We start from the raw sequence: 23,300 nt of genomic DNA, 5'->3' as shown, positions 1-23,300 counted from the left end.
CACCAAAGACAACGGGCCGGTAATGATGCACCGGCCCGTTATTCTTTCTGCCTGAGGCTGCGTCAGCCTGCCTTGGCCGCCGGCGCGCGTTCGCCGATGAGCGTGCGCAGATGCTGCAACAACTCCTCTTCGTTGTACGGCTTGCCGAGGTAGACGTTCACGCCGATCTCCGCTGCGTAACGGCGATGTTTGTCTGCCGTACGCGAGGTGATCATGATGATCGGCGTAGCGCCGATGCGTTCGTCCGCACGCACGTTGCGCGTGAGGTCGAAGCCATCCATGTGCGGCATCTCGATGTCGACGAGCATCGCATCCGGCGTGACTTCCTGCAGTTGACGCAGCGCATCCACACCGTCGCGTGCCAGCACGGCCTGGTAGCCCGATCGCGTGAGCAGACGCTGCGTCACCTTGCGCACCGTGAGCGAATCGTCGACCACCATGACGATCGGCTGCGTGGCCAGGCCCGGCACCGCGTCGGTGTTGCCGCTGCGCGAGAGCTCGGCCACGGCGCCCGTGGTTTCCTGATCGCCCTGCGGCAAGCCCAGCGCGGCAGCTTCACGCTCGAAGCGCTGCGTGAGCACCACCGGGTTGTAGATCAGCACGATCTCGCCGTCACCCAGCGTGGTCGCACCCGCGATGCCTTCCAGACGTGCGAGGTGCGGGCCAATGTGCTTCACCACCACTTCGCGGTTGCCGATCACTTCGTCAACGTGCACGGCTGCGCGGTCGGCGCCGCTGCGCACCACCACGGCGGGCGAGTACTTGCGCGCCCCCATTACGGGCTGTGCTTCTTCAAGCAGCGCACCGAAGTAATGGAACGGCACCGGGCCCCCTGACGTACTGGGCAGTTGCAACGCCGCAGCGTTGTAGGCCTCCGCCAGCGCTTGCGGACGCAGTTGCTGCACGTGGTCGATCATGCCCGACGGAATCGCGTACACACGCTCGCCCACACGCACCAGCAGCACCTGCGTAATCGCGGTCGTAAGCGGCAGGTGAATCGTGAAGCGCGTGCCGACATCCGGCGTGGTTTGCAGCGAGATGCGGCCGCCCAGGGCCACCGTCTCTGCACGCACCACATCCATGCCCACGCCACGGCCGGCCAGCTCCGACACCTGATCGGCGGTAGAGAAGCCCGGCGTAAAGATCATCTCGGTGAGGCGTGCGTCGCTGGCTTCTTCGTCGGGGGCCAGCAGTTGGCGCTCGAGTGCGCGGGCACGGATGCGGTCTAGGTTCAGGCCACCACCGTCATCGACGAAGTTCAACACCACTTCGTTGCCTTCCTGCTGCACTTCGAGCGTCAGCTCGCCCGCGGGAGCCTTGCCCTTGGCGCGGCGCTCGTCGGCAGTTTCAATGCCGTGCGCAACCGCGTTGCGGATCATATGCTCGAGCGGGCCACCCATGCGGTCCAGCACGCTGCGATCCAGTTCCACCGTACCGCCCTTGATGAACAGGCGGACTTCCTTGCCGGTTTCCGACGCAGCCTGGCGAGCCACGCGATACAGGCGGTCTGCCACGGTATCGAACTGCACCATGCGCGCGCGCATCAGGCTGCGCTGCAGGCCACGCGTGAGGCGTGCCTGCGTTTCCAAGTCCAGCGATGCCTGATCGAAACCGCGGAACAAGTTCTGCTGCACCGTGGCCACGTCGTTGACGGACTCGGCCATCATCCGCGTGAGTTCCTGCAGGCGCGTGAAGCGGTCGAATTCGAGCGGGTCGAAGGCTTCGGCGTGCGCTTGCGCATCGGCAATGCGCGACTCCATCTGCGTTTCGGCCTGGATTTCGATCTCGCGCACCTGCGAGCGCAGACGCGCCACGTTGTCGTTCAGTTCCGACAGATACGTCTTGAGCGCATCGACTTCCGATTCCAGACGCGCACGCGCGGCACCGACTTCGCCAGCATCGTTGATGAGCGAATCGAGCGCACGGGCCTGCACCCGCACCATGGCGCGCTGGCGTTCGGCCACTTCCAGGGCTTCGGCTTCGGGGCTGCGCGCGCCGGTCAGATTGACGCTCGTCGTAGTTGCCACTGCGGGCAGCATCGACGCGCCGGATGCTTGCGTATCCGCCGACATCTGCGGTGCATCGGCAGCGTCGGCCAGACCGGCGTCCAGCGGCAGCACCTTGCCTGAGCCCAGCGCATCGACGTGTGCCTGGATGCGGTCGAACCAGACGTAGAGCTTGCGGAACAGCGCGTCGTCCACGCGGTTCTGGCGCAGGCCGCCTTCAATGGCGCTTTCCATTTCGTGGGCGACCTGGCCCAGCGTCATGGCGCCTGCCATGCGCGCACTGCCCTTGACGGTGTGCAGGTTCCGCAGCAGCAGGCCGGAGGCGCTACGGTCTTGCGGCGCGGCTTCCCACGCGCGCAGATGCTGGCCGAGTTCGGGCAGCGCCGCGTGGGCTTCTTCCAGGAAGATTTCCAGCAGCGCTGGGTCCAGCGCGTCGGTCGGCGCCTGGCGCACGAGTTCGGCCACCGCTGGCTCAACCACGGGCGGCTCGTACACCGGCGTCAATTGCGCGAGATCTTGCGCGGGCGCGAAGGCAGGCTCGTCTGCCAGGCCAGCAGTTTCGCTCTCGGCTTGATCAGCTTCGGCAAAGGCTTGCGGCGCCGGCTCCAGCGGCAGGCGCGGACGCACCAGCACGCGCTCGCACAACTCTTCCAGGCTGCGGCGCAGCGGCTCGTCGGTCTCGGGCCAAACGCTGGCAGCAAACTGATGCAGCATGCCGCGCATGCGCTCAACAGCCTGGTCGAGCAAGCGGAAATCGCCCGGATGCATCGCTACGGGGCGGCTGTTCAGGTTCAGCAGCACCTGTTCCAGCGCATCGGCCAACTGGCGCACGGGCTCCAGCTCAACCACGGCGGAACTGCCTTGCAGCGTATGCGCGGCACGCAGGGCCAGCTCGCTCGGGGGCGTGCGGCCTTCATGGCGCCACTCCGAGAAATCCACCCCCAGGCGACGGATCAGATCATCCGCTTCTTGCAGGTAGACGTTGTACAGCGCCACACTCACACGCACGGGGCCGATGACCTTCACACCATCGTCGTGCGGCACCTCTTCCTGCTCGCCGGTCTGCGCGAACGGGAAGGGAATCACCTTGGCGTCCGCTTCGGCTTCGCTGGCGACAGGCTCAACGACAGCGTCTTCGGCCAATTCAACGGCTTCGGCCGTCTCCGTGATCGGCTCAGCAACGGGTTCGATCGCCGCCGCTTCCATGATCGGCTCGCTGGCGAGCTCGACCAGGGGCTCGACCACCGGCTCCACGAACGGCACCACAACCTCAGGCTCGCTGACTTCGGGTTCGATAGCGGGTGCCGTCGCCTCAGGCATCGGCGCTTCGACTTCCGGCAGCGGGGGTTCGTCGTCCCACGTGAGCGTCGCGGCTTCGTGTGGCTCGACAGCCGGCTCCTGCGGTGCGGACTCGACTGCCAGCGCTTGCGGTTCTGCCGGCGCTACATGTTCGGCAGGTGCATGTGCTTCCTGCACGTCGTGCGACGTCTCGAGCCACACGAACGGGCCGCCATGGCGTACGCGTTCGGCAGCGGCGACCAGCGGTTCGATCGGGTGATCGGCTTGCGGCGATTGGGCAATCGCGGCTGCCCATGTCGACAGCTCGGATTCGGCACGCGTAAGGAGCGCAGCCAGATCGCGGTTAGGTACACGGCTCTCGGCCAGCCACACGTTCATGACCTGTTCGATGGCCCAGGCAGCCTCGCCATAGCGGGTGAGGCCGACCATGCGGCCCGAGCCCTTGAGCGTGTGGAAGGCACGACGCAATTGCGTGAGCAGATCCAGGTCCGAGCCGGTCGCCACGCCGCCGCTGCCGGCTTCGGCAGCAGCATGCAGCGCATCCAGATCTGTACGTACGCCGGCCAGCACTTCCTCGGCTTCAGACAGGAAGATGTCGAGCAGCTCGGCATCAATGGATTGCGTATCGCGCGCGACAGCCGCGGGGGCGGCAGCGTTGGATTCGGCGGCCGGCGCGGCAGCCGGTGCGGCCAGCGCCGCTTGCATACGCTCCAGTGCGCCCGCACTGCCCGCTTGCCAAGCATCGAATTGGGCCAGCGCCTCTTCCAGACGGCGGCGGCGCGCCGGGTCATCGTCGATGGCAGCGGCGTCGCGGGCTTCCTGCAGCGCAGTGCGCAACTCAACGGCCAGCGGATCGGTTGGGTCCACAGGCTGCTTGGCCAGCAAGCGATCCAGCATGGCCTGCAGCGGCGATGCCGCATCGGCATCCGCAGCATGCGTATCGGTTTCCGTAGCGGCTTGGGCTTCGCGGCGGACCAGCATGCCAGTTTCGGCGTCGAAGGCAAAGGCCTGCCAAGCGGTCTCGCGCTCGGTCGGGGTCAGCTTGCCTTCAATGACGATCTCGTCGACCTGCCCACCGGTCAGCTCGGTGCCGGCAGACAGCGCATCCAGCAGGCCCTGCAGCCCGCTGACGTTGGCGGCCAGCGCAGCGAGGTAGCGCTCGCGGTCGGCCGCTGCGTCAACGCCGGCAGCTTGCAGCGCGGCGATGGTCGATTGCGCGACTTCCGTGGCGTGCACGGCTTCGTAGGCGTCCAGCGCAGCAAAAGTCCCCTGCATTTCGCCGAACAGTCGGGCGGCTTCTTGCAGGCCACCGCTTTGTTCACCCTCGCGCTCAAAGGCGTCGAGGTGCGTCTCGGCCGAAGCCAATTGCGTTTGCAGCGTGCGGACCTGCTCGGCACGCGCACGGCGTTGTGCGGTTTCGTCGGCCAGCAGGGCGAGCCATGCGGGCGCGCTGTCGTTGTCGGGATCGTGGGCGGCCAGTTCGCTGCAGCGTGCAGCAAACCAGGCGCTGCGCAAATCGCCGGATTCGCCATGCAGCGCCCACGGGCGGGCCAGCATGCGCGCGAGGAACTGCAGCGTGGGCGCCACGTCGTGGTCACGCGTTTCCGTCAGGCGGGACGACAGTTCCGCCAGTGCGGGTTGACCCAGCGCATGCGCGTGCATGGCCAGCGTCTGCAGCGCGGCGTCGATCTCTTCGGCGTCGGGAGCGGGCTGCTGGCTCAGCGTTTCGAGTGTGCGGCCCACGCGTTGCAGCATGTCGCTGGCATCGGCGGGCAGCAGTGCGTAGTACTGGCGCGTATGCAGCGCACCGGCGGGTGCGTGCGTGGGCGGAATCGCAAAGGCCTGCACGCAGGCAACGATATCGGGCCCCAGCGTGTCATCGCCCACCGGGGCGGCAGGCGCGTTGTGGTAAGCCATGCCCGCCAGCAGGTACAGCGCGTCGGTCAGCAGACCCTGCGGCAGGTGGATGTTGTTGTGCGAGTACTGGCGCAGCAGCAGGTTGACGCGCGCGGCCAGGCGTTTGGCCGTCATGTCGACAGGCACGAGGCCCGCACGCAGCGCACCGAAGGTCAGCGCCAGCACGAGCCAAAGATCACGCTGCAGGTCATCACCCGTGCGGCGCGGTTCGCGCTCCAGTGCGCGGATGCTGTGCAGCAGTTGCTCCAGCGGCGCATAGGCGGCTGCCGCGGCGGCGGGGTCGATTTGCGCGCCCTCGCCGGCCGGGGCGCGCAGCGCAGTCAGCAGCGCGAGTTCGAATTTGCGGCGCAAGCGCGCCAGGCCCGGCAGATCACGCGAGGGCAGCAGCAGCGCCGGCAGGTGGCGCAGTTCATCGGCCCACAAGTCAGCCGGGTGAATACGCTCTTCGCCCAGGCGGGCGAGCACAGCTTGATACGGTTGGAACAGGCGCAGCGGCTCTTCGGCCATGCCGGCCATCAGGTCGGCCACGTATTCCTGCACGGCCTGCACGGCGCGCGAGAACACATCCAGCGTCTGCATGTCCGACGGCACGGTGCCGGCATCCACCGCGTCGAGCAGCCGCTTGGCGGCCTGGCAGTACACGTCGATCCCGCGCAGGCCGACGATCAGCAGTGCGCCGGCGGCCTGGTGCAGATATTGACCGGCCAAGCGCAGCGACGTGGTATCGCGCGCGCCAATGACTTCCGGGTTGGCGACGATATCGGCCACGTATTCGCCGAACTCGCGCACGGCGTCGTCCAGCGCGGCGCGCATGTTGGGCGCTACCCAGGCCAGCGCGGAAAGATCGCGTGCCGGCACGGCAGACTTCTGACGCGCCACAGGGGCTCCCACCGCCTCAAACGAGGCAGCATCTGGCGGGGCGGGCTGCGCGGAAGATTGATGATGCATATGTGCTTCCAAAAAGCAGGAGGCGGTTGCCGCGATTGCCCGGGGTTGGCCCCTTCGGCGTTCCCGCCCGAAATCCAGTGACGGCGTCGATCGTGACGCCGTTACGTCTCGCAGTTACGCAGCTTAGGCGATACGGAACCGTGCCACCGAGTCACGCAGCTCTTCAGCAAGCTGCGTGAGCTGGCGCACCGACTGTGCGGTCTGGCGCGTACCGGTTGAACGTCTGTTCCGTGATGTGCAGGATCTGTTCGATGTTCTGCGCCACATCGGAAGCCAGCGTCGCTTCGTGCGAGGTCGTCTGCGAGATGCTTTCAATCAGTTCGGCAAGCTGGCGCGACACGCGGCCGATCTCCACCAGTGCGGTACCGGCGTTATCGGACAGCTTCGCCCCTTCCACCACACCCGCCGTGCTGCGCTCCATAGCGTGCACCGCGTCTTGCGTATCGGTCTGAATCGTGCGGATCAGCGCACCGATCTGCTTGGCTGCCTCGGCGGAACGTTCTGCCAGGCGCTGCACTTCCTCTGCCACCACCGAGAAGCCGCGGCCGGCTTCACCAGCGGATGCCGCCTGGATGGCAGCGTTCAGTGCCAGCACGTTGGTCTGCTCGGTAATGTCCGAGATCAGCTCCACGATTTCACCGATCTCCTGCGACGATTCGCCCAGGCGCTTGATCCGCTTCGAGGTTTCCTGGATCTGGTCACGGATGTCGTTCATGCCCGTGATGGCGTTCTGCACGGCCTGCTGACCTTGCTCGGCTGCGGCCAGCGAGGCGCGTGCCACATTGGCCGATTCAGCTGCGCCGCGCGAGACCTGCGTAATGCGGTCGGCCATCTCCACCACCGACTGACCGGTCTGGCGAATCTGGCGGGACTGCTCTTCCGATGCGGCCACCAGGCTTTCCGACGTGCTCTGCACTGCGGACGATGCCTGCGTCACCTGCTCGGCCGTCTGCTGCACCCGGCCGACCAGCTCGCGCAGTTCTTCCACGGTGTAGTTCACTGAGTCAGCAATAGCACCGGTAATGTCTTCCGACACGGTGGCCTGCTTGGTCAAGTCACCGTCTGCGATGTCCTGCAGCTCGTTCATCAAGCGCAGAATTGCGGCCTGCGTGTTGTCGTTGTTGCGCTTTTCCACCATCCGGCGCTCTTCCGCTTCACGCTGACGGGCTTCTGCTTCCATCGTACGCACGCGCGAATCGCGCAGGTACAGGGCAGCCAAGCCGGCCAGGCAGACCACGGTCAGGATGGCCGACAGCACCACCCCGCCCAGGGTCAGCGGGCGGTTACGCACGCTGCTCGAATACGCAGACTGCAGCTCCGACAGGTTGGCACGCAGCTTTTCGTTGTCGTTGAAGATCTGCTGCTGGGCGCGCTTTGCAGCAATCAGGCCCGGCAGGTTTTCCAGAATGATCTGCGTGGTCTTCTGCACATTGTCGAAACGCGACTGCAGTTCCACCAGGTAGCCCTTCGTTTCGGGATCGGTCACCGGCGACAGGCGCAGCGCTTCCGAGCCGTTGAGCAGGCCGTTCAGGGTTTCGTTGAAGGTGTTGGTGTCCTTACCGAGCAGGAACGCCGTTTCCGGGTTCACGCCTTCACCGGCCAGGAACTCGTTCATGTTCTTACCCAGACGCTGCGTCAACATCACCAGCTGCGACGAGGCGGCCACTTCACGGGCCGGCGCGTTGGTCTGCAGCTTCATCGACGAGATCTGTTCGGCTTCTTCCAGCAGTTCGGGGTTGGACGCGTTGAACACGTTCAGCGTCTTACCCACCGCCACCAGCGTCTTTTCCTGTGCGAGCACGGCTTGGGCGCTCTTGTCGCTGCGCTTCCACTCGTCGATCGACTTTTGCAGCAGCGCTTCAGCGTCGCCGCCGGACGTGGCACGCACGCCGCGATCGGAGTTGCCGTTCTTGAGCGCATCCAGGTTCTCTTGCAGGCGCGCGCGGCTTTCCTTGAGCTGGGCGAAGGCGTTGGTGTTACCCAGCAACGCCACCGGCACTGCCTTGGCCAGACGCTGCGAGTGCATCAGCGTGTCACCGGCAATTTCAATCTGCACCGAACCGTTGTTTGCCTGGCGGTTATCCAGGTACACCGAGATCAGCAGGGCCAGCAGGCCGACCACCAGGCCGATGGTGAAGACACGCTGCTGTGCGGCAAACGGCACGCGCTCCATCCAGCCGATGATGGCATCGACCGGGGTGCGGCCCAACTGCGTGGGAGCACCAGCGGGATTGTCGTCATCCTCGCGGGTCGGATCATCCAACTGCACGGAAGCGGCGGCCAATGCGCCCTCCACGGCAACCTCTGGCGCCCCTGCCTCGCTCTTGGCACGGCGACCCGCGTTGAACCACTTGAACCCCATAGGACCCTCTTGTTTTGTCGATGCCACTGTCTCGTCTTGTCGAGAACAGCCGCATGGATTTCCCATCCGCGGCCACACCTTGTCTTGCCTGGCGTGGTCCGCACCTCTTGCCCCTACGCGCGTTTCGCTCCGGGTGCGAATGCGCGCACTCTTTCTTGTTCGTTGCCGGGCCGATCGAGCGGCACCGGTCTGACCTTCAACTGTTCAACTGACTAAACGGCTGATTTGCTGAGGACTTGCGCCGCACCATCATGCGCGGCTGCGACCCACCTGCAGGAAGGCCGGGTCGGCCAGCAACTGGCGCACATCCAATTCACGCCACAACAAACCCTGAGCATCGCGCCAGGCGCGGCCCTGCCACGGACGGTTCTCATCCGGCGTGGCCTCGGCCGGCTGCAGATCACTCAGGCTGCGCAGGCCCGCCACGCGCGGCACCAGAATCGCGCAGGCGCGCTGTGGGTCTTTTGACAGGACCACGATCTTGGCGCCCGCGTTGCCGGCCGTCGCGGCCTCGCCGCAGAACAAGCCCAGATCGATCACACCCAGCAATGTGCCGCGCGCATTCACGAGGCCCAGATACCAGGGTTGCGTCAGCGGCACGCGTGCGGGCGGCTGGTAGTCCAGCACTTCGCCCGTTTCGGTCAGCGACAGCAGCCAGTGGTGCTCGCCGATCTGCACCCCCAGAAAGCCTTCCGACGACGACTTGGCGCGCGCCTCTTGCAGGCGGCGTGCCAGCATCGCCTGGTATTCATGCAGGCGCTGGCGGGAGGTCAGATTCGTGCGGGTTTCGGTCATGTGCGATGCCTTGCGGGCGCTTCGGACGATTGCGGGCGATGGCGGGATGCCGCTTACTGCGGCAGCTTGCCGATCTTTTCGAGCAGCTCTTCGGCCTTGACCGGCTTGACGATGTAGTCCGACGCGCCTTGGCGCATGCCCCACACGCGGTCGGTTTCCAGCCCCTTGGTCGTGCAGATGATCACGGGGATGTTCTGGAAGCGCTCGTCCTTCTTGATGGCGCGGGTGGCCTGGTAGCCGTTCTGGCCGGGCATCACCACGTCCATCAGGATCAGGTCGAAGGTCTCGGCTTCGAGCTTGGCCATGGCCTGATCGCTATCGGCAGCCACCGTCACCTTGAAACCGTTCTTGCCGAGAATTTCCGACAGGTGCAGCGCTTCGGTCGGGGAATCATCGACCACCAACACTTTCTTGATTGCCATAAAACAGTCCTTCGATTGATAGAGATGCCGTCATTGCCTGGCAGCTTATGCCGCCGACAAATGCGTCTGGACCGCCTCCAGCAGTGCCTCTTTGGTGAAAGGCTTGGCGAGGTGGTCCACCGCCCCGACCGACTTGCCCCGCGCGCGGTCAAAAATACCGTCGCGCGAAGACAGCATGATCACGGGTGTGGCATGAAATTTTGGGCTTTTCTTGATGAGCGCGCACGTCTGATAGCCGTCCACGTTCGGCATCAGGATGTCGCAGAACACGAGATCAGGCTTCAGATCGCCGACCTTGGCCAGTGCGTCGAAGCCATCTTCGGCCAGCACGACCTGACAGCCAGCCTGCGTAAGGAAGATCTGCGCGGTACGGCGAATGGTGCTGGAGTCGTCAATGACCAGCACTTTGGTGCCGGCAAGAGGACTTGCCAGTGGTTGGGATTCGGTCAGTTGTTCCACCCGCGCGGATTGCATCTTGTTCTCGGCATACGCGACTACGGCGACCTCGGGTCGCCACGACATTCTGACCGGATGGATCGCGGCAAATCGCCGCGCAGCGTGCCCTTCCTATGGGAAGAGGCCCCCGCTGACGACGACTTCAAAACTACGCCCCCCGGCCCGCTTATGAAGTGTGAAGCTCAGAATTTGACGAAGTGTGACAAGTCACCCATCCGCCGTCAATGATGCCGTTCATGCGACGGCCCTCGGACGGGTGCTTGTGGCATGGAAGCGACGAGCTTCATCGAGCCGTCACTTCTTGGTATTTGGCTGTCGGCAAGAGGGCGACCGCTCACTTGCCGCTCATTTGCCGACGAAAGACAGGTCAGATCCGACTCAGATCTGCACCATTTCGAAGTCTTCCTTGCGCGCGCCGCACTCGGGGCACGTCCAGTTGATGGGCACGTCTTCCCACTTCGTGCCGGGGGCGATGCCGTCATCCGGTGCGCCTTGTTCTTCGTCGTAGATCCAGCCGCAAATCAGGCACATCCACGTCTTGAGTTCGGTATTGGTATCGCTCATAGGGTAAAGCTGGGTGGTTCCGTCTATTAAAATGGCAGGCCAGATGGTACCGAATCACGCTCGCGTGCGCCATAACGGGCGCCCAGCGAGCACGTTGTTTGATTGCATCCCAGCTGCTTCTGCATCAAACCACCGCACAATCGGCCTCAATCGCCCTTAGTCACCTTTAAGCCCATGCTGCAGCGGCATCCCGCGCGGCCCTCCTCTCCTCCAACGCATCCATGTCGAACTCCTCCCGTAGCGCCGCCCTGTTTGAACGTGCCCAGAAGACCATTCCCGGTGGCGTGAATTCGCCGGTGCGGGCGTTCCGCTCGGTGGGCGGCACCCCGCGCTTCATTGCCAAGGCAGCCGGCCCGTATCTGTGGGATGCCGACGGCACCCGTTACATCGATTACGTTGGCTCGTGGGGCCCGATGATCGTCGGCCACGCGCATCCGGACGTGGTGCGCGCGGTGCAGGAGGTGGCAGCGGACAGCTTCTCGTTTGGCGCGCCGACCGAGGCGGAAGTCGTCATGGCAGAGGAAATCTGCAAGCTCGTACCCTCCATCGAACAGGTACGACTGGTGTCGTCCGGCACCGAGGCGACCATGAGCGCCCTGCGACTGGCACGCGGTTTTACCGGCCGCGACCTGATCATCAAATTCGAGGGCTGCTACCACGGTCACGCCGATAGCCTGCTGGTCAAGGCCGGCTCGGGCCTGCTGACCTTTGCCGACACGACGCAGAACGCGCCGTCGTCCGCCGGCGTGCCGGAAGACGTGGTCAAGCACACGATGGTGCTGCCGTACAACGACGTGGCTGCACTGCGCGAGGCATTTGCACGCCACGGCAAGGAGATCGCCGCGGTGATCGTCGAGCCGGTCGCCGGCAACATGAACCTGGTCCGCGGCAGCACCGAATTCCACCAAGCCATGCGCGCGCTGTGCACCGAGCACGGCGCCGTGCTGATCTTCGATGAGGTGATGACGGGCTTCCGCGTGGCGCTGGGCTGCGCGCAGTCGCTGTACGGCATCACGCCGGACCTGACCTGCCTGGGCAAGGTGATCGGCGGCGGCATGCCAGCCGCAGCGTTTGGCGGCCGCCGCGACATCATGGGTTTCCTGGCGCCGCTGGGCAGCGTGTATCAGGCGGGAACGCTATCGGGCAACCCGCTGGCCGTAGCCGCCGGTTTGACCACGCTGCGCCTGATTGCGGCAGAGGGCTTCCACGACAAGCTGGCCGCGCAGACGCGCAAGCTGGTCGATGGATTGTCCGACCTCGCCCGCGAAGCCGGTGTGCCGTTCGCCGCAGACAGCGTCGGCGGCATGTTCGGCATTTACTTCCGCGAAGGCGTACCGACCAGCTTTGCCGAAGTGACCAAGAGCGACGTGGGGCGCTTCAATGCGTTCTTCCACGCGATGCTGGATCAAGGCGTGTATCTGGCGCCGTCGGCATTTGAAGCGGGCTTTGTGTCGGCCACGCATGATGACGCGATTCTTGATGCCACGTTTGAGGCGGCTCGGAAGGCGTTCAAGGCAGTTTGAGGACAGGGGACCGCACGGTCCCCCTTTTTATCTCACTCGAACCGGTGCTCGGCCAGCTCCAGCGTTTCGGCAACCACGTCGGATCGGTTGGAAAAGCCGCCGGTAAACCGCACCACTCGCCCAAGCTCGGGTGCATACCAAAGTGTTGCCTTGTACTGAACGGGGACGGTGCCCATGCCGTTCATGTAGCCACTCCGATTCAGATAGCCGCGATAGGCGATGCGGATCGCCCGATAGCTGCCGGCTGCCACCCGAATCGTCTCTTCCTGCTCGGCCACGCCTTGCAGGCTGATGTCTTTCGATCGCTTGGATCGGCTGTACTCGACCTTCCAGCGGCTCCCCACCGTCACATTGGCGGGCACCCAGCCTCCCGGCGGCGCACCCACATCAAATTCGCCACCGACCGGGGAGTTGATGCGATCCAGCCGGCCGTCTTTGAATTCCACGCGCGCGCCCTGGTTGAAGATCACGCGATCGTTTTCGATACGATCAACGCGATACGTAACCTGCTGGCTCGTGCGCGTCAGGTTGTCGGTCAGCCGATAGCGCCACACTTCGCCCACGCGCGGCGCACCGCCGACGACATCCGCCGGCTGGATCGTCGCCGGGACCGGTGCCGTTTGCGGCAACGCACCGGCCGTCTGCCGATAGCTCGCCATGGCGGCAGCACCGCGTGCGTTGATCTGCGAAATCCACGACGCAGGGACGGCCTGCTGACGCGTTTCCGCTGACGAGGCCGGGTTCATCAGGATGCCGACCAGGCGGCCGTTTTCGTCGAACAAGCCGCCGCCAGCGCTGGCGGTATCGGGTTCGACAGACACGTCAATACGGTCCAGCGCGCCATTGGCGCCCGCCCGCAAGCCGGCAACGGTGGCTTCACGCACGGCCAACGCCGGACCGATGACCGACGCGGCAACGACTTTCTGGCCGAAGCCCGGCGCCGCCATCGGCGACAACGGCGCGGCCGGTACGTTGAGGTCTGCCACCTTCAGCAAACACAGGTTGCGCTCCACGTCTGGCGCATCCAGCGTGGCGCCGTAGGTCACGTTGCCGCGATGGACCGAAATGGAGCGGGCGCCCGCCAGCACATTGCACGCGGTGACGACTTGGCCCGGCCCCGTCACGATGCCGGAGCCCGTGCGCAACATCGCGCCCTGCGGGCCGTAGACGTAGACGGCGTACACACTGGTGTTCAACTGATCCAGGCTGATGGCCAGGGCAGGCGCGGCGGAGGCGCAGAGCAATCCAAAGACAACAGGTAGGCGAGATAGGCGCATGGTGGCGTCAGAAACGATTTGGGTAGTTTGGGAAACTGGATGGTGATGGTCAGCGCGGTAACACGTAGCGCAGGTCATCCATGGCGACCGGTTTGGCGTCTGGGCTCTGCTGAATCGACGTGCGGGGCGTTGCCAGCGCGTTGGTCGCCACGCCGGCAGACGGCGTGCTGGCGACAATCAATAGTCGGACGAGCCGCATATCCCCCCGGAGCTGTGGCGTGGTTTGTTCTTTTCTGTCTGCCGCGTCTGCCTATGTCTGCGCAACGCTGCATTGAGGCAGACGGCCGGTACTGTAGCGCGTGGTGTGATCTAGGCACCCCCTACTCGCGCAGGGGTGCACTATAAACGGAACCGGCCAATCAGAGCAGCGTCACCGCTTCCTGCAACTGAGCCGCCAGCGCCTCGGACGCCCGCATCATCGGCGCGCGCAGGACGTTCTGGATCAGCCCTTCGGCGGCGAGGTGCGCCTTGAGTGGCCCCGGGTTCGTCTGTGCGAACAGCAAGCGGATCACCGGCGCCAGCGCGTGGTGCAAGTGGCGCGCATCGTTCAAACGCTGTTCTTGTACCGCCCGCGCCATCTCAACAAACAGTTCGGTCCGCACGTGGGCCGCCGCAATGATCGCGCCCACACCGCCCGCGCACAGCGTGCCGAACACCTGAGCATCCTCCCCCGCCAACACCTGTAGGCGCCCATCGGCAATCACGCGCTGTGTCTTGTCCGCATCGCCACCGCAATCCTTGATGCCGTGGATGTTGGAGTGGGCGGCCAGCGTGAGCAGCGTTTCAACGTCGATGGTTGCGCCGGTGCGGTACGGAATGTCGTATAGCAACACCGGCACGGGCGACGCGTCCGCCAGCGCGGTGAAGTATTCGAGGATCCCGTCCTGCGACGGGCGGATGTAGGACGGTGTGGGGATCAGGAACGCGGCGGGCCGATGCTCGGCAAACCGCAGCATGCGCTCGCGCACCGGCGCCAGGGCGCTACCCGAGACGCCCATCACCACGGGCAAGCCGTCGGCGGCGGCGCGCACGGTGTCGAGCACATCGGCCTGCTCCTGGTCGGTCAGCGCGGCGGCCTCGCCCGTGCTGCCGCAGGCCACGAACCCGGCCACGCCTTGCGTGCGGTAGCGGGCCACTAATGTATACAGCGCACCGTAGTCGACCGACCGCGCCGCGTCGTCGACAAACGGCGTCACGATGGGCACCCAGATGCCGGCATACGACGGACGTGCGGTGATGGACGGATGAGTGGATGAATTTTCAAGCACGACAACACTCCTGGACGAATCAACGACCGATCAAGAACCGTCAGAAGCGCATCGGGAATACAGGGCCCGCGAGATGCGGGTGAGAGGTCAACCGTGTCGAGTGAGTCGGTCAGCCGCTGTTCCGTCGCCCATCTGACGGAACAGCGCTCCGGTCAGACGAGCGGCTGTTTGGAGGCTTTTTTGGCGTGCGCGCGCGTCGACGCGACCGACAGGCTGAAAGCCGGTGCCGTGCAGATCGACGAGGTAAGGGAAATCGCGCGCATGGAAATTGTCAAAAAAGTCCCCATACCGTACTGATATGTGATTGGGGCGTCAAGCGCATAAGCTACAGTGCGCTGGAACGCCAAGAGACGATGTCTGTCTCATGCCACATTCTTTTCAGATTCAGATCCAGACAAGAGGACTCCATGACCCCTGCCCTGACCTTCCGTTCGACGCGTTTTTCGGTGCTGCGCTGGCTTGCGCTCTCGCTGGCCGTGCTGGCGGCGCCGTTTCTCTCCGCCTGCGGCTATAACGATTTCCAGGCCAAGGATGAAGCCACCAAGGCTGCCTGGTCGGAGGTCGTCAACCAATACCAGCGCCGTGCGGACCTGATTCCGAACCTCGTCAACACGGTCAAGGGCTACGCCTCGCACGAGAAGGACACGCTCGAAGCCGTGACCAAGGCGCGCGCGGCTGCCACGAGCTTCCAGATCACCCCGGAGGTGCTGAACGATCCGGCGGCATTCCAGAAATTCCAGCAACTGCAGGGCGAGTTGTCGAGCGCGCTGTCGCGTTTGATGGCGGTGTCGGAAAACTATCCGCAGCTCAAGGCGGATCAGTCGTTCCGTGATCTGCAGTCGCAACTGGAAGGCACCGAGAACCGCATCACCGTGGCACGCCAGCGCTATATCAAGTCGGTGCAGGACTACAACGTGCTGGCCCGTAGCTTCCCGACCAACCTGACGGCCAAGGTGATGGGCTATCAGGTCAAGCCGAACTTCACGGTCGAGAACGAGAAGGGCATTTCCACCGCCCCGGCGGTGAAGTTCTGACGGGCTGACCACCATGCCGATCCGCGCGCGCGCATTCTTTGCCTTCCTGCTGACAACCGCCTTGTGGTTGATCGTGCTTGCCGCCGCGCTGCCGGCGCGTGCACAGAGTGACATGGTGGCCGTACCGCCATTGGCCGCGCGTGTGACCGATCTGACCGGCACGCTGAGCGCCCAACAGCGCAACGCGCTCGAACAGGTGCTGGCCGATTACGAACAGCAGCACGGCAGCCAGATCTTCGTGCTGATGGTGCCCACCACCGCGCCGGACCCGATTGAGTCGTACGGCATCCGCGTGGCCGAGGCGTGGAAGGCTGGCCGCAAGGGCGTGGACGATGGCGCCATCATCCTCATCGCCAAGGACAACCCGGCAACGCTGCGCAAGATGCGGATCGAGGTCGGGCGCGGGCTGGAGGGGTCGCTGACGGATGCGCAATCCAAACGCATCCTGCAGGACGTGATGGCGCCGCACTTCCGCCAGGGCGATTTCTATGGCGGGCTGTCAGCCGGTATTTCGGCCATCCAGACCGTCATTGCGCAAGAGAGCCTGCCGCCGGCGGAACGCGCCAAGCGACAGCAGTCGGGCGGCGGCATCGGCGATTGGCTGCCGGTGCTGTTTCCGCTGGCGATCATCGTGTTCTTCGTGCTGAGCGCGGCGATGCGTTCGGGTGGCCGTGTGACAGGCAGCCTGCCCGGCCGGCCGGGCTCGCGCGTGATGATGGGCAACCGTGGCTGGGGCCCGGGCACCATCGGCGGCTTGGGTGGCGGACTCGGGGGGGGCTTGGGTGGCGGCTGGGGTCGCGGCAATGGCGACTTTGGCGGCGGAGGTGGTGGAGGGGGCGGCTTCGGTGGAGGCGGTGGTGGTGATTTCGGTGGCGGCGGCGCCTCCGGCAACTGGTAACCGGTGAACGTAGCCATGGCATCCCAACCCCGACACCCCCGTGGCGCACGCCGCGCCCTCACCCACCTGCTGACCACGCCGGCGCACGCACGGCGCGCGTTTCCGCCGGACGATCTCCGCAAGCTCGAAGCCGCCGTGCGCGATGGCGAACAACGGCATCGCGGCGAAGTGCGCGTCGTCATCGAAAGCGCGCTGCCGGTGCGCGATGCGTGGGCCGGCGTCAGCCCGCGCCACCGCGCGCGTACGCTGTTTGGCCTGCTGGAGGTGTGGAACACGCACGAACACGTGGGCGTGCTGCTCTATATCAACCTGGCCGACCACGCGGTCGAGATCCTGGCCGACCACGGCATCGCCGCCAAGGTGGATGCGCACGCCTGGCGCACCGTCTGCGACACCATCACGCGTGGCTTTGCGCAGCGTGTGTCGATCGCGCCGGTATGGGATGCGCTGGCGCAGATCAACGACATTCTGGCCACGCACGCGCCCTCCGATGGCACGCCACGCGCCAATGAACTGAGCGATCGGCCACTGGTGCTGTAGCGTCGCACCGGCGAGCGTTTTCCGGCGCGTGTTTCAGCGTTGATACGAATTCGCACGCCCAAGGGAACGCATAGGCGACACGCCCAGGCAGCGAGGCGTCTCATCTTTTAGGATGAGACGACAGCCAGCGTGCCCTCATGAATCTGCGTCATTTCCTCCGGCGCGTTCCACCACATCGACGACAAAACGCTACGCCGTTTCCGCGACGCACCTATGCGTGGAGCGATACAGCGCCACCCACTGCAACAACCACGCACGCAGGGATGGGCCGCATGTTTCACGGATGCAACCATCTCAGCGCCCTGTGGTTGTCCCCACGTTTTTGCATTGCAGCAGGGGGTTCTCGTCACATGTTGCGTCCGTTTGCGCGACTCTCGGCGCACAAATCAGCCGTGTCTTGGGCGATTTCCACCAGCCGCCCTGGCGATTCGGCACGTATCCAATTCGAAACATCCACCTGACACCTGCCGCTGCAAAGACCGCGAGTCGAGCCCAAGTCGTTGTGGGGCAAGGGTTTCGTCGTCGTGGCATGGTCGTCGCTCTACTGTCCGGGGCCGCAAGGCCAAACAGCGATCCGAACGCTCGGTAAGCACATCGCACCGAGACCGCAGGACACAGATTCACGACGGAGTGCCCGTCCAACGGCGTTCCAAGGGGAAGTTCAGCAACACACGGCGTGCGCCGGCCACACAAGATGGCCAAGCACCCAAAGTAGAAGTTGAAGTGTCCGGGGGTAGCGTCGGTGCGAACCGATGCCCAAAGCCAGTCTCGAGCCAACGAGACAGCCAGGCTGCCAAGCGTGCACTGCACGTCTGCCGCTGCATGGCACAGAGAGGTTCCTCCCCCAGACTGCATTTGCTGCATTTTCGGATAGGCGGTCTTTCGCCCTTGTCCGATGGCTGGTCCAGCAGTCCATTGGTGCCGCAACAGCAAGCGCGGCCCCATAAAAATGTTTTGGGGGAAAACATGAACGCGTACATCAACCGTCCGTTGCTCTATGTCTCGCTACGTCACGATGCAACGCGTTGCCGCTACCTGGCTCAGCAGGGCTGGCGACTGATCTTCGCTAACAACCGCCGCGATCTCGAGGCGCTGAATCTGGGCGATGAGCCCGTCCTCGGCGGCCTGCTCGATCTGGACTGCGGCTACTCCGACGCGGAACTGGAAGAGCTGGAGCCCTGGCTGGCGCAGCAGAACATCGGCTGGATTGGCGTGGTCGCCAATGGTGACTTGCTGTCGGAGCCGATGCGCAAGCTACTCGGCCTGTACTTTGTCGACTACTACAACATCCCATGCGACAGCGCGGAACTGGCGCGCGCCCTCGGCCACGCCATCGGCATGGCCAACCTGCGCCCCGCCACCTTGCACGCGCGAGATGCACTGCGCCCCGATGGCATGATCGGCAACTGCCCTGCCATGCAGTCCTTGTTTCGCGGCATTGAAAAGGTCTCGAAGTGGGATACGCCCGTGCTCATCTCGGGTGAGTCGGGCACCGGCAAGGAACTCGCCGCACGCGCGGTCCACTGCGCTTCGCGCCGCGCCGGCCAGCCATTCATTGCCGTCAATTGCGCCGCCATTCCGCCCACGCTGCTGATGTCCGAACTGTTCGGCTACGAGCGGGGCGCCTTCACCGGCGCGGTCAAGCGCAAGCTCGGCCGCATCGAGATGGCACATGGCGGCACCCTCTTCCTCGACGAAATCGGCGATATGCCGCTGGAAAGCCAGACCAGCCTGCTGCGATTTCTGGAAACCGGCTGCATCGAACGGCTGGGCAGCACGGAGTCGGTTGCCGTCGACGTGCGCGTCATCTCGGCCACCCATGTCGACCTGGAAGCGGCCATCGCAGCCGAGCGCTTTCGCGGCGATCTGTATCACCGCCTTTGCGTGCTGCGTGTCAGGCAGCCCGCCTTGCGTGAGCGCGATACCGACATCCTGCTGCTGGCCGAACACATCCTGAATAACGTCCGCAGCCAGTCGCCCGAACACATCAAGGGGTTCTCGCCGACCGCGCTGCGCGCACTCAGCTCGCACACCTGGCCAGGCAATGTGCGCGAGCTGATCAACCGAATCCGGCATGCCGCAGCCATGTGCGAAGACGGCATCATCAAGCCGGCCGATCTGGATTTGCAGCCGCCCGCAGAGCCTTCCCGCCCGCCCACTCTGGCCGAGGCCCGGGAAGCGGCGGAGCGCTGCGCCGTCAAGGAAGCCTTGCAACGCAATCATGAACGGCTCATCGACGTGGCCGAAGAGCTGGGCATCTCACGCGTCACGCTGTTCCGGATGATGCGTGAGCACAAGCTGCAGATCCGCAAGGGAGAGCTGGGGATGGTGTGCGTGCAGGGATAAACAGGGGCGGACCATGTCAGTCAGCCAGCAGAACAAACAACAAACGGCGCGCATTGACCCTGCGCCGAGACCGAGGGAGGGAGGTTGGCCGGGCACCCGCCGCCTCACTGTGTATGGCGGGGCCCTGCTCTTTCTCGAATACTTCGTGCTCGGGATATGGTGGTGGGGCCACCATGTCCTGAAGAACACCACCATTCCGTCGCCGGGGTGGGATCTGGGCGTCTTCTGGAGCGCCGCCGGCCTGGCCATGACGCACGGTGCCACGGCGGCCTATGACTGGGCGTTGCTCCGCGCTGCGGAGGCCGCCATCCTGCCGCCGGACATCTTTGGTCCATTCTCCTATCCGCCAACGTTCCTGCTGCTGATCTACCCGATCGGGATACTGTCGTTCGGCGCGGCAACGGTCGCTTTTTCGAGCTGCGGCGTCGCGCTGTATCTGGGTGCGATCCGGTCGACGCTGGCATCGCAGCAAGTGCCCTGGGTCGTCCCGGCCCTCGCATTTCCTGGCGTCTGGGTGACGCTGCTCACCGGACAGAATTCGCTCTTCACGGCGGCGGCGGCGGGCGCTGCGCTGGTGCTGCTACGGCGCTCTCCGGTGGCAGCGGGTGCGTGCATCGCCGTGCTTTGCATCAAACCGCAGTTGGGCGTGTTGTTCCCGCTCTATCTGCTGTGCGGGCGCCAGTGGCGGGCACTCATGTCAGCGGCATTCTTTTCAATGCTGACCCTGGTGGTGAGCTGGCTCGCATTCGGCACCGACACCTTTGTTGCCGCCGCGAAGAGCATGGCCATGTTCCGCCATGCCATTGTCGAGAACGGCGGGGTGATCCTGTATGGCGCACCAACGGTGTTCGGCACCTTGCGATCCGCTGGGGTTTCGACCACGGTGTCGTATGCGATGCACGCGTGCGTGGCGACACTGGTGATTGGCGCCTGCATCTGGTTGTGGCGCAGACCCTGCCGCTTCGAGTTACGCGCTGCCTCACTGCCCATCGCGACGTTGATGGTGCAGCCCTACCTCATCTACTACGACCTGGCGTGGCTGGCCTTGCCGATGGCTTGGCTCACGATCGACTTCGTACGCCACGGCAGCAACCGCTTCGAAAAGGCGGTGGTCCTTGCCGCCTGGCTTGTCCCTGCGCAGGGTTTGTTCGCCGTGCTCTCGCACCGGACGGGGCAGTGGGCGCCAATCGTGCTGGTCGCGTTGCTCGCCGTTGTCATGCAGCGCGCGCGTGCTGCCCAACGCGCGGTCTCGCCGCGGGAGGCCTTCAACACGGCAGCACAACCCGTTGCCGCGACGGGCGCAAACGCAGCCAATCCGGCACAGGGAACAACAGCGTGATCAAGAGCTTTGAAGGCTTGCGTGGCATCGCGGCCTTGTTCATCGTGGTGCATCACATGTTCTGTGCATGGCCGCACCCGCTCTCCGCCAACGCCTATCTTGCGGTGGACCTCTTCTTTGTCCTCAGCGGCTTCGTCATCAGCAGCGCATGTGGCCCGCAGTTGTCGAACGTGGCCTCCCTGCGCATATTCATGATCCGCCGCATCGGCCGCCTCTGGCCAACGCATCTGACAACTACCGTGTTGGCCCTCATCGTGGCCCGCCATCTGCCGCAGGTTGGTGAGACGCTCGCGCTTGCCACCATGTCGCAGGGCCTGAATGTCTTCCAGGCGGGCATAGGCAACGCCGTGAGCTGGAGCACCAGCGACGAAATGTATGTCTACCTGCTGTTCGGGGTGGGCTACGTCCTGCTGCGCCGCGCTGTCCGCATGGGGGTGTTCGCAGCATTGGCTTTGACGGCATGCGCACTGGCTGCCTGGATCGAGATCGATCGTGCCTGTCTTCTTCAGGGCGGTTGCCTCAGTAAGTTGGTTCACCAGTTCGGCTGGCTGCGGTGTATTGCAGGCTTCTTTGTTGGCACCCTCATCTATGAGTTCCGGGATCGTCTTGTCACGTTGACGAGCCACCCCGTCTTTCAGGTGGCTGCGTGTTCAGCAGCGCTGTTCTTGCTCATTGCTGCTGACACTCTTCCAGGGTCCGCATTGACCGCACCGCTGACGTTCGGCGCGCTGATCAGTGCGCTCATCAGTGACCGCGGCCCCGTCGCACGCGCCCTTCAAACGCCGGCTGCGCTGTATCTCGGCAAGGTGTCATATCCGCTGTACCTTGCGCATGGCGTCATGTTGCCGCTCGTCGTCAGCATGCCGGCGGACATCGGTCTCATGGATCAACTCGTGACCTACGCGCTCTTTCTCTTCTGGGCGTTCGCGGCTGCCCATCTGCTGCACAACTACGTCGAGATGCCATTTCGTCATCGGTTCAATGCGTGGTCTCAAGCGCTCTCGCGTGCCACGCCGTCGCAGGCGCCGACCCAGAGCCTCCATGAGACGCTGCGCGCCAGCGCTACTACGCAACCACAGCGTCTCAAACCAGTCGGGACCCGCCAGCCACGCGCGCAGCAAGACCGCTAGCCGGTTGCCTCTGCGCTTCAGTGGATGCGAGATAGCGCCGCATCACGATGACCAGCAACGCCCCCAACACCGCGGGCAGCACCTGAAGGTAGCGGCCGACATACGCTGCAAGAACGCCTTGCACAGGTGCCAACCACGCCGCAGCCAGCAGAACCCACTCCAGACGAGTCAATGCCTGGACCCTGGCATCGCGCATCAGAAACACGATTGGCAGGACCATCCATACCAAGTCATAGAACATGATGTAGGGCTGCACCAACAGCGTGGCCACCACGAAGGCCGTTGCGCGAAGCTCGAAGCGGGCGCGCTTGACCCACAAGAAGGCCATGACCATCACGGCGGGTACGGCAACGGACGCATGGAGGGCGTAGGCCACACTCACCGGCAAGCCCAGGCTGCGGCCGATGGCAAATACAGTCGGCATACCAAGCCACATCTCACGGCCCCCCTGCTCCACCACGATCCGGCTGAATTCGGGAAGATACGCAGCAAACGCGCGCCACGCATCCACCCCGCAGACGGCGACGCTGCCGGCAACGAAAGCCGAGGTGCACAGGCTCGCAACAACAAGCGCTTTCCATTGCCGACCGCATACCAGCACCAGCGGAAACAGCACACCCAGTTGAGGCTTGATTCCGAGTACCGCGATGCACACTCCGGCAAGTCCCGCGTGGGTTTCCAGCAAGGCAAGGGCGGCCCCGGCTGCAGACACCGTCAACAGCGAGTTCTGGCCCAGCCCCAACGCAACTGGCACCCCTGGGAACGCGGCAAGCCAAGCCAGCCACGCACGGTCGAGGCCGCGGCTGATGCGCGCAAGCATCACGCCATAGACGGACAAGCCCAGCACAAAGTAGAGAATGAGTGCCGCCCCGAATGGCAGCAGCCCGAAGAGAAGGACCGTCAGCAGGAACGTCGGCGGATACGGCCATGGGGAGTAGCCGATCTGGTGCCGCAACGACTCTTCCATCGGCTGCATCCATTGCGCCGAAAATACCGCTGCTGCGTGGTGTTCCACCGCAACCCGGGCAGCCGACCAAAAGACCGAGAAGTCGTAGCCGAGCATGGGTGCCGACCAATCGTCCAGCACGTAGAACCGGAGGCCCCAGATCCCCAGCGCCAAGATCTGCAGCACCCCTGCCACCATCGCATAGACGGTCAGCCGACGCGCCAGGCGGT

General features: G+C 64.6%; 16 protein-coding genes and 1 pseudogene. 7 read left to right on the top strand and 10 right to left on the bottom strand.

What is annotated here, in order from left to right:
- Nucleotides 1-62: 62 nt before the first annotated feature.
- The 6 genes and pseudogenes from ACS7SF_RS14035 to ACS7SF_RS14010 form a co-directional block, all read right to left on the bottom strand.
- Nucleotides 63-6,170, bottom strand: coding sequence for an Hpt domain-containing protein (locus ACS7SF_RS14035; protein ID WP_439890350.1), 6,108 nt, complete (start codon nt 6,168-6,170; stop codon nt 63-65).
- A gap of 123 nt (nt 6,171-6,293) precedes the next feature.
- Nucleotides 6,294-8,532: pseudogene (locus ACS7SF_RS14030) on the bottom strand (methyl-accepting chemotaxis protein).
- Nucleotides 8,533-8,781: 249 nt separating this feature from the next.
- Nucleotides 8,782-9,327: a chemotaxis protein CheW gene (locus tag ACS7SF_RS14025; protein ID WP_439890349.1), complete on the bottom strand. Its 546-nt coding sequence runs from the start codon at nt 9,325-9,327 to the stop codon at nt 8,782-8,784.
- Between the two features lie 53 nt (nt 9,328-9,380).
- The gene (locus tag ACS7SF_RS14020; protein WP_426397376.1) at nt 9,381-9,749 is read right to left on the bottom strand and encodes a response regulator; all 369 of its coding nucleotides are present in this window, start codon (nt 9,747-9,749) and stop codon (nt 9,381-9,383) included.
- Nucleotides 9,750-9,794: 45 nt separating this feature from the next.
- Nucleotides 9,795-10,271 carry a response regulator gene (locus tag ACS7SF_RS14015; protein WP_439890348.1) on the bottom strand — a complete coding sequence of 159 codons (477 nt, stop codon included), beginning with the start codon at nt 10,269-10,271 and terminating at the stop codon, nt 9,795-9,797.
- A gap of 312 nt (nt 10,272-10,583) precedes the next feature.
- Complete coding sequence (locus tag ACS7SF_RS14010) at nt 10,584-10,769, bottom strand: rubredoxin (RefSeq protein WP_021196743.1); 186 nt, start codon at nt 10,767-10,769, stop codon at nt 10,584-10,586.
- A gap of 221 nt (nt 10,770-10,990) precedes the next feature.
- On the opposite strand from ACS7SF_RS14010, the gene hemL reads away from it, so the two are divergent.
- Complete coding sequence (gene hemL, locus ACS7SF_RS14005) at nt 10,991-12,292, top strand: glutamate-1-semialdehyde 2,1-aminomutase (protein ID WP_439890347.1); 1,302 nt, start codon at nt 10,991-10,993, stop codon at nt 12,290-12,292.
- Nucleotides 12,293-12,324: 32 nt separating this feature from the next.
- Here hemL and ACS7SF_RS14000 read toward each other — a convergent pair whose 3' ends face one another.
- From ACS7SF_RS14000 to dapA, 3 genes are all read right to left on the bottom strand, one after another.
- The gene (locus ACS7SF_RS14000) at nt 12,325-13,569 is read right to left on the bottom strand and encodes a S1 family peptidase (RefSeq protein ID WP_439890346.1); all 1,245 of its coding nucleotides are present in this window, start codon (nt 13,567-13,569) and stop codon (nt 12,325-12,327) included.
- Between the two features lie 49 nt (nt 13,570-13,618).
- Nucleotides 13,619-13,768 (bottom strand): hypothetical protein, encoded by a 150-nt coding sequence (locus tag ACS7SF_RS13995; protein WP_439890345.1) that lies wholly within the window; start codon nt 13,766-13,768, stop codon nt 13,619-13,621.
- Between the two features lie 160 nt (nt 13,769-13,928).
- The gene (gene dapA / locus ACS7SF_RS13990) at nt 13,929-14,837 is read right to left on the bottom strand and encodes a 4-hydroxy-tetrahydrodipicolinate synthase (RefSeq protein ID WP_439890344.1); all 909 of its coding nucleotides are present in this window, start codon (nt 14,835-14,837) and stop codon (nt 13,929-13,931) included.
- Nucleotides 14,838-15,244: 407 nt separating this feature from the next.
- Here dapA and ACS7SF_RS13985 point away from each other — a divergent pair, with 407 nt between their 5' ends.
- From ACS7SF_RS13985 to ACS7SF_RS13960, 6 genes are all read left to right on the top strand, one after another.
- Nucleotides 15,245-15,871 carry a LemA family protein gene (locus ACS7SF_RS13985; RefSeq protein ID WP_426397363.1) on the top strand — a complete coding sequence of 209 codons (627 nt, stop codon included), beginning with the start codon at nt 15,245-15,247 and terminating at the stop codon, nt 15,869-15,871.
- Nucleotides 15,872-15,884: 13 nt separating this feature from the next.
- Entirely contained in the window at nt 15,885-16,769 is an 885-nt protein-coding gene (locus tag ACS7SF_RS13980; protein WP_439890343.1) for a TPM domain-containing protein, read from the top strand.
- A gap of 15 nt (nt 16,770-16,784) precedes the next feature.
- Complete coding sequence (locus tag ACS7SF_RS13975) at nt 16,785-17,309, top strand: TPM domain-containing protein (RefSeq protein WP_439890342.1); 525 nt, start codon at nt 16,785-16,787, stop codon at nt 17,307-17,309.
- A gap of 966 nt (nt 17,310-18,275) precedes the next feature.
- Nucleotides 18,276-19,655 carry a sigma 54-interacting transcriptional regulator gene (locus tag ACS7SF_RS13970; RefSeq protein WP_439890341.1) on the top strand — a complete coding sequence of 460 codons (1,380 nt, stop codon included), beginning with the start codon at nt 18,276-18,278 and terminating at the stop codon, nt 19,653-19,655.
- Nucleotides 19,597-20,994 (top strand): glycosyltransferase family 87 protein, encoded by a 1,398-nt coding sequence (locus ACS7SF_RS13965; RefSeq protein WP_439890340.1) that lies wholly within the window; start codon nt 19,597-19,599, stop codon nt 20,992-20,994. Before ACS7SF_RS13970 ends, ACS7SF_RS13965 begins: the two co-directional genes overlap by 59 nt.
- The gene (locus tag ACS7SF_RS13960; RefSeq protein WP_439890339.1) at nt 20,991-22,124 is read left to right on the top strand and encodes an acyltransferase family protein; all 1,134 of its coding nucleotides are present in this window, start codon (nt 20,991-20,993) and stop codon (nt 22,122-22,124) included. The genes ACS7SF_RS13965 and ACS7SF_RS13960 overlap by 4 nt, the downstream gene beginning before the upstream one ends.
- On the opposite strand, the gene ACS7SF_RS13955 is transcribed toward ACS7SF_RS13960, so the two are convergent.
- Nucleotides 22,078-23,256: a glycosyltransferase family 87 protein gene (locus tag ACS7SF_RS13955; protein ID WP_439890338.1), complete on the bottom strand. Its 1,179-nt coding sequence runs from the start codon at nt 23,254-23,256 to the stop codon at nt 22,078-22,080. The two genes, ACS7SF_RS13960 and ACS7SF_RS13955, sit on opposite strands and share 47 nt — an antisense overlap.
- Nucleotides 23,257-23,300 lie beyond the last annotated feature (44 nt).

This window comes from Ralstonia sp. 25C (assembly GCF_051904805.1).
In the GTDB taxonomy this organism is placed as follows: Bacteria; Pseudomonadota; Gammaproteobacteria; order Burkholderiales; family Burkholderiaceae; genus Ralstonia.
This window is presented reverse-complemented; position numbering and strand designations above follow the sequence as displayed.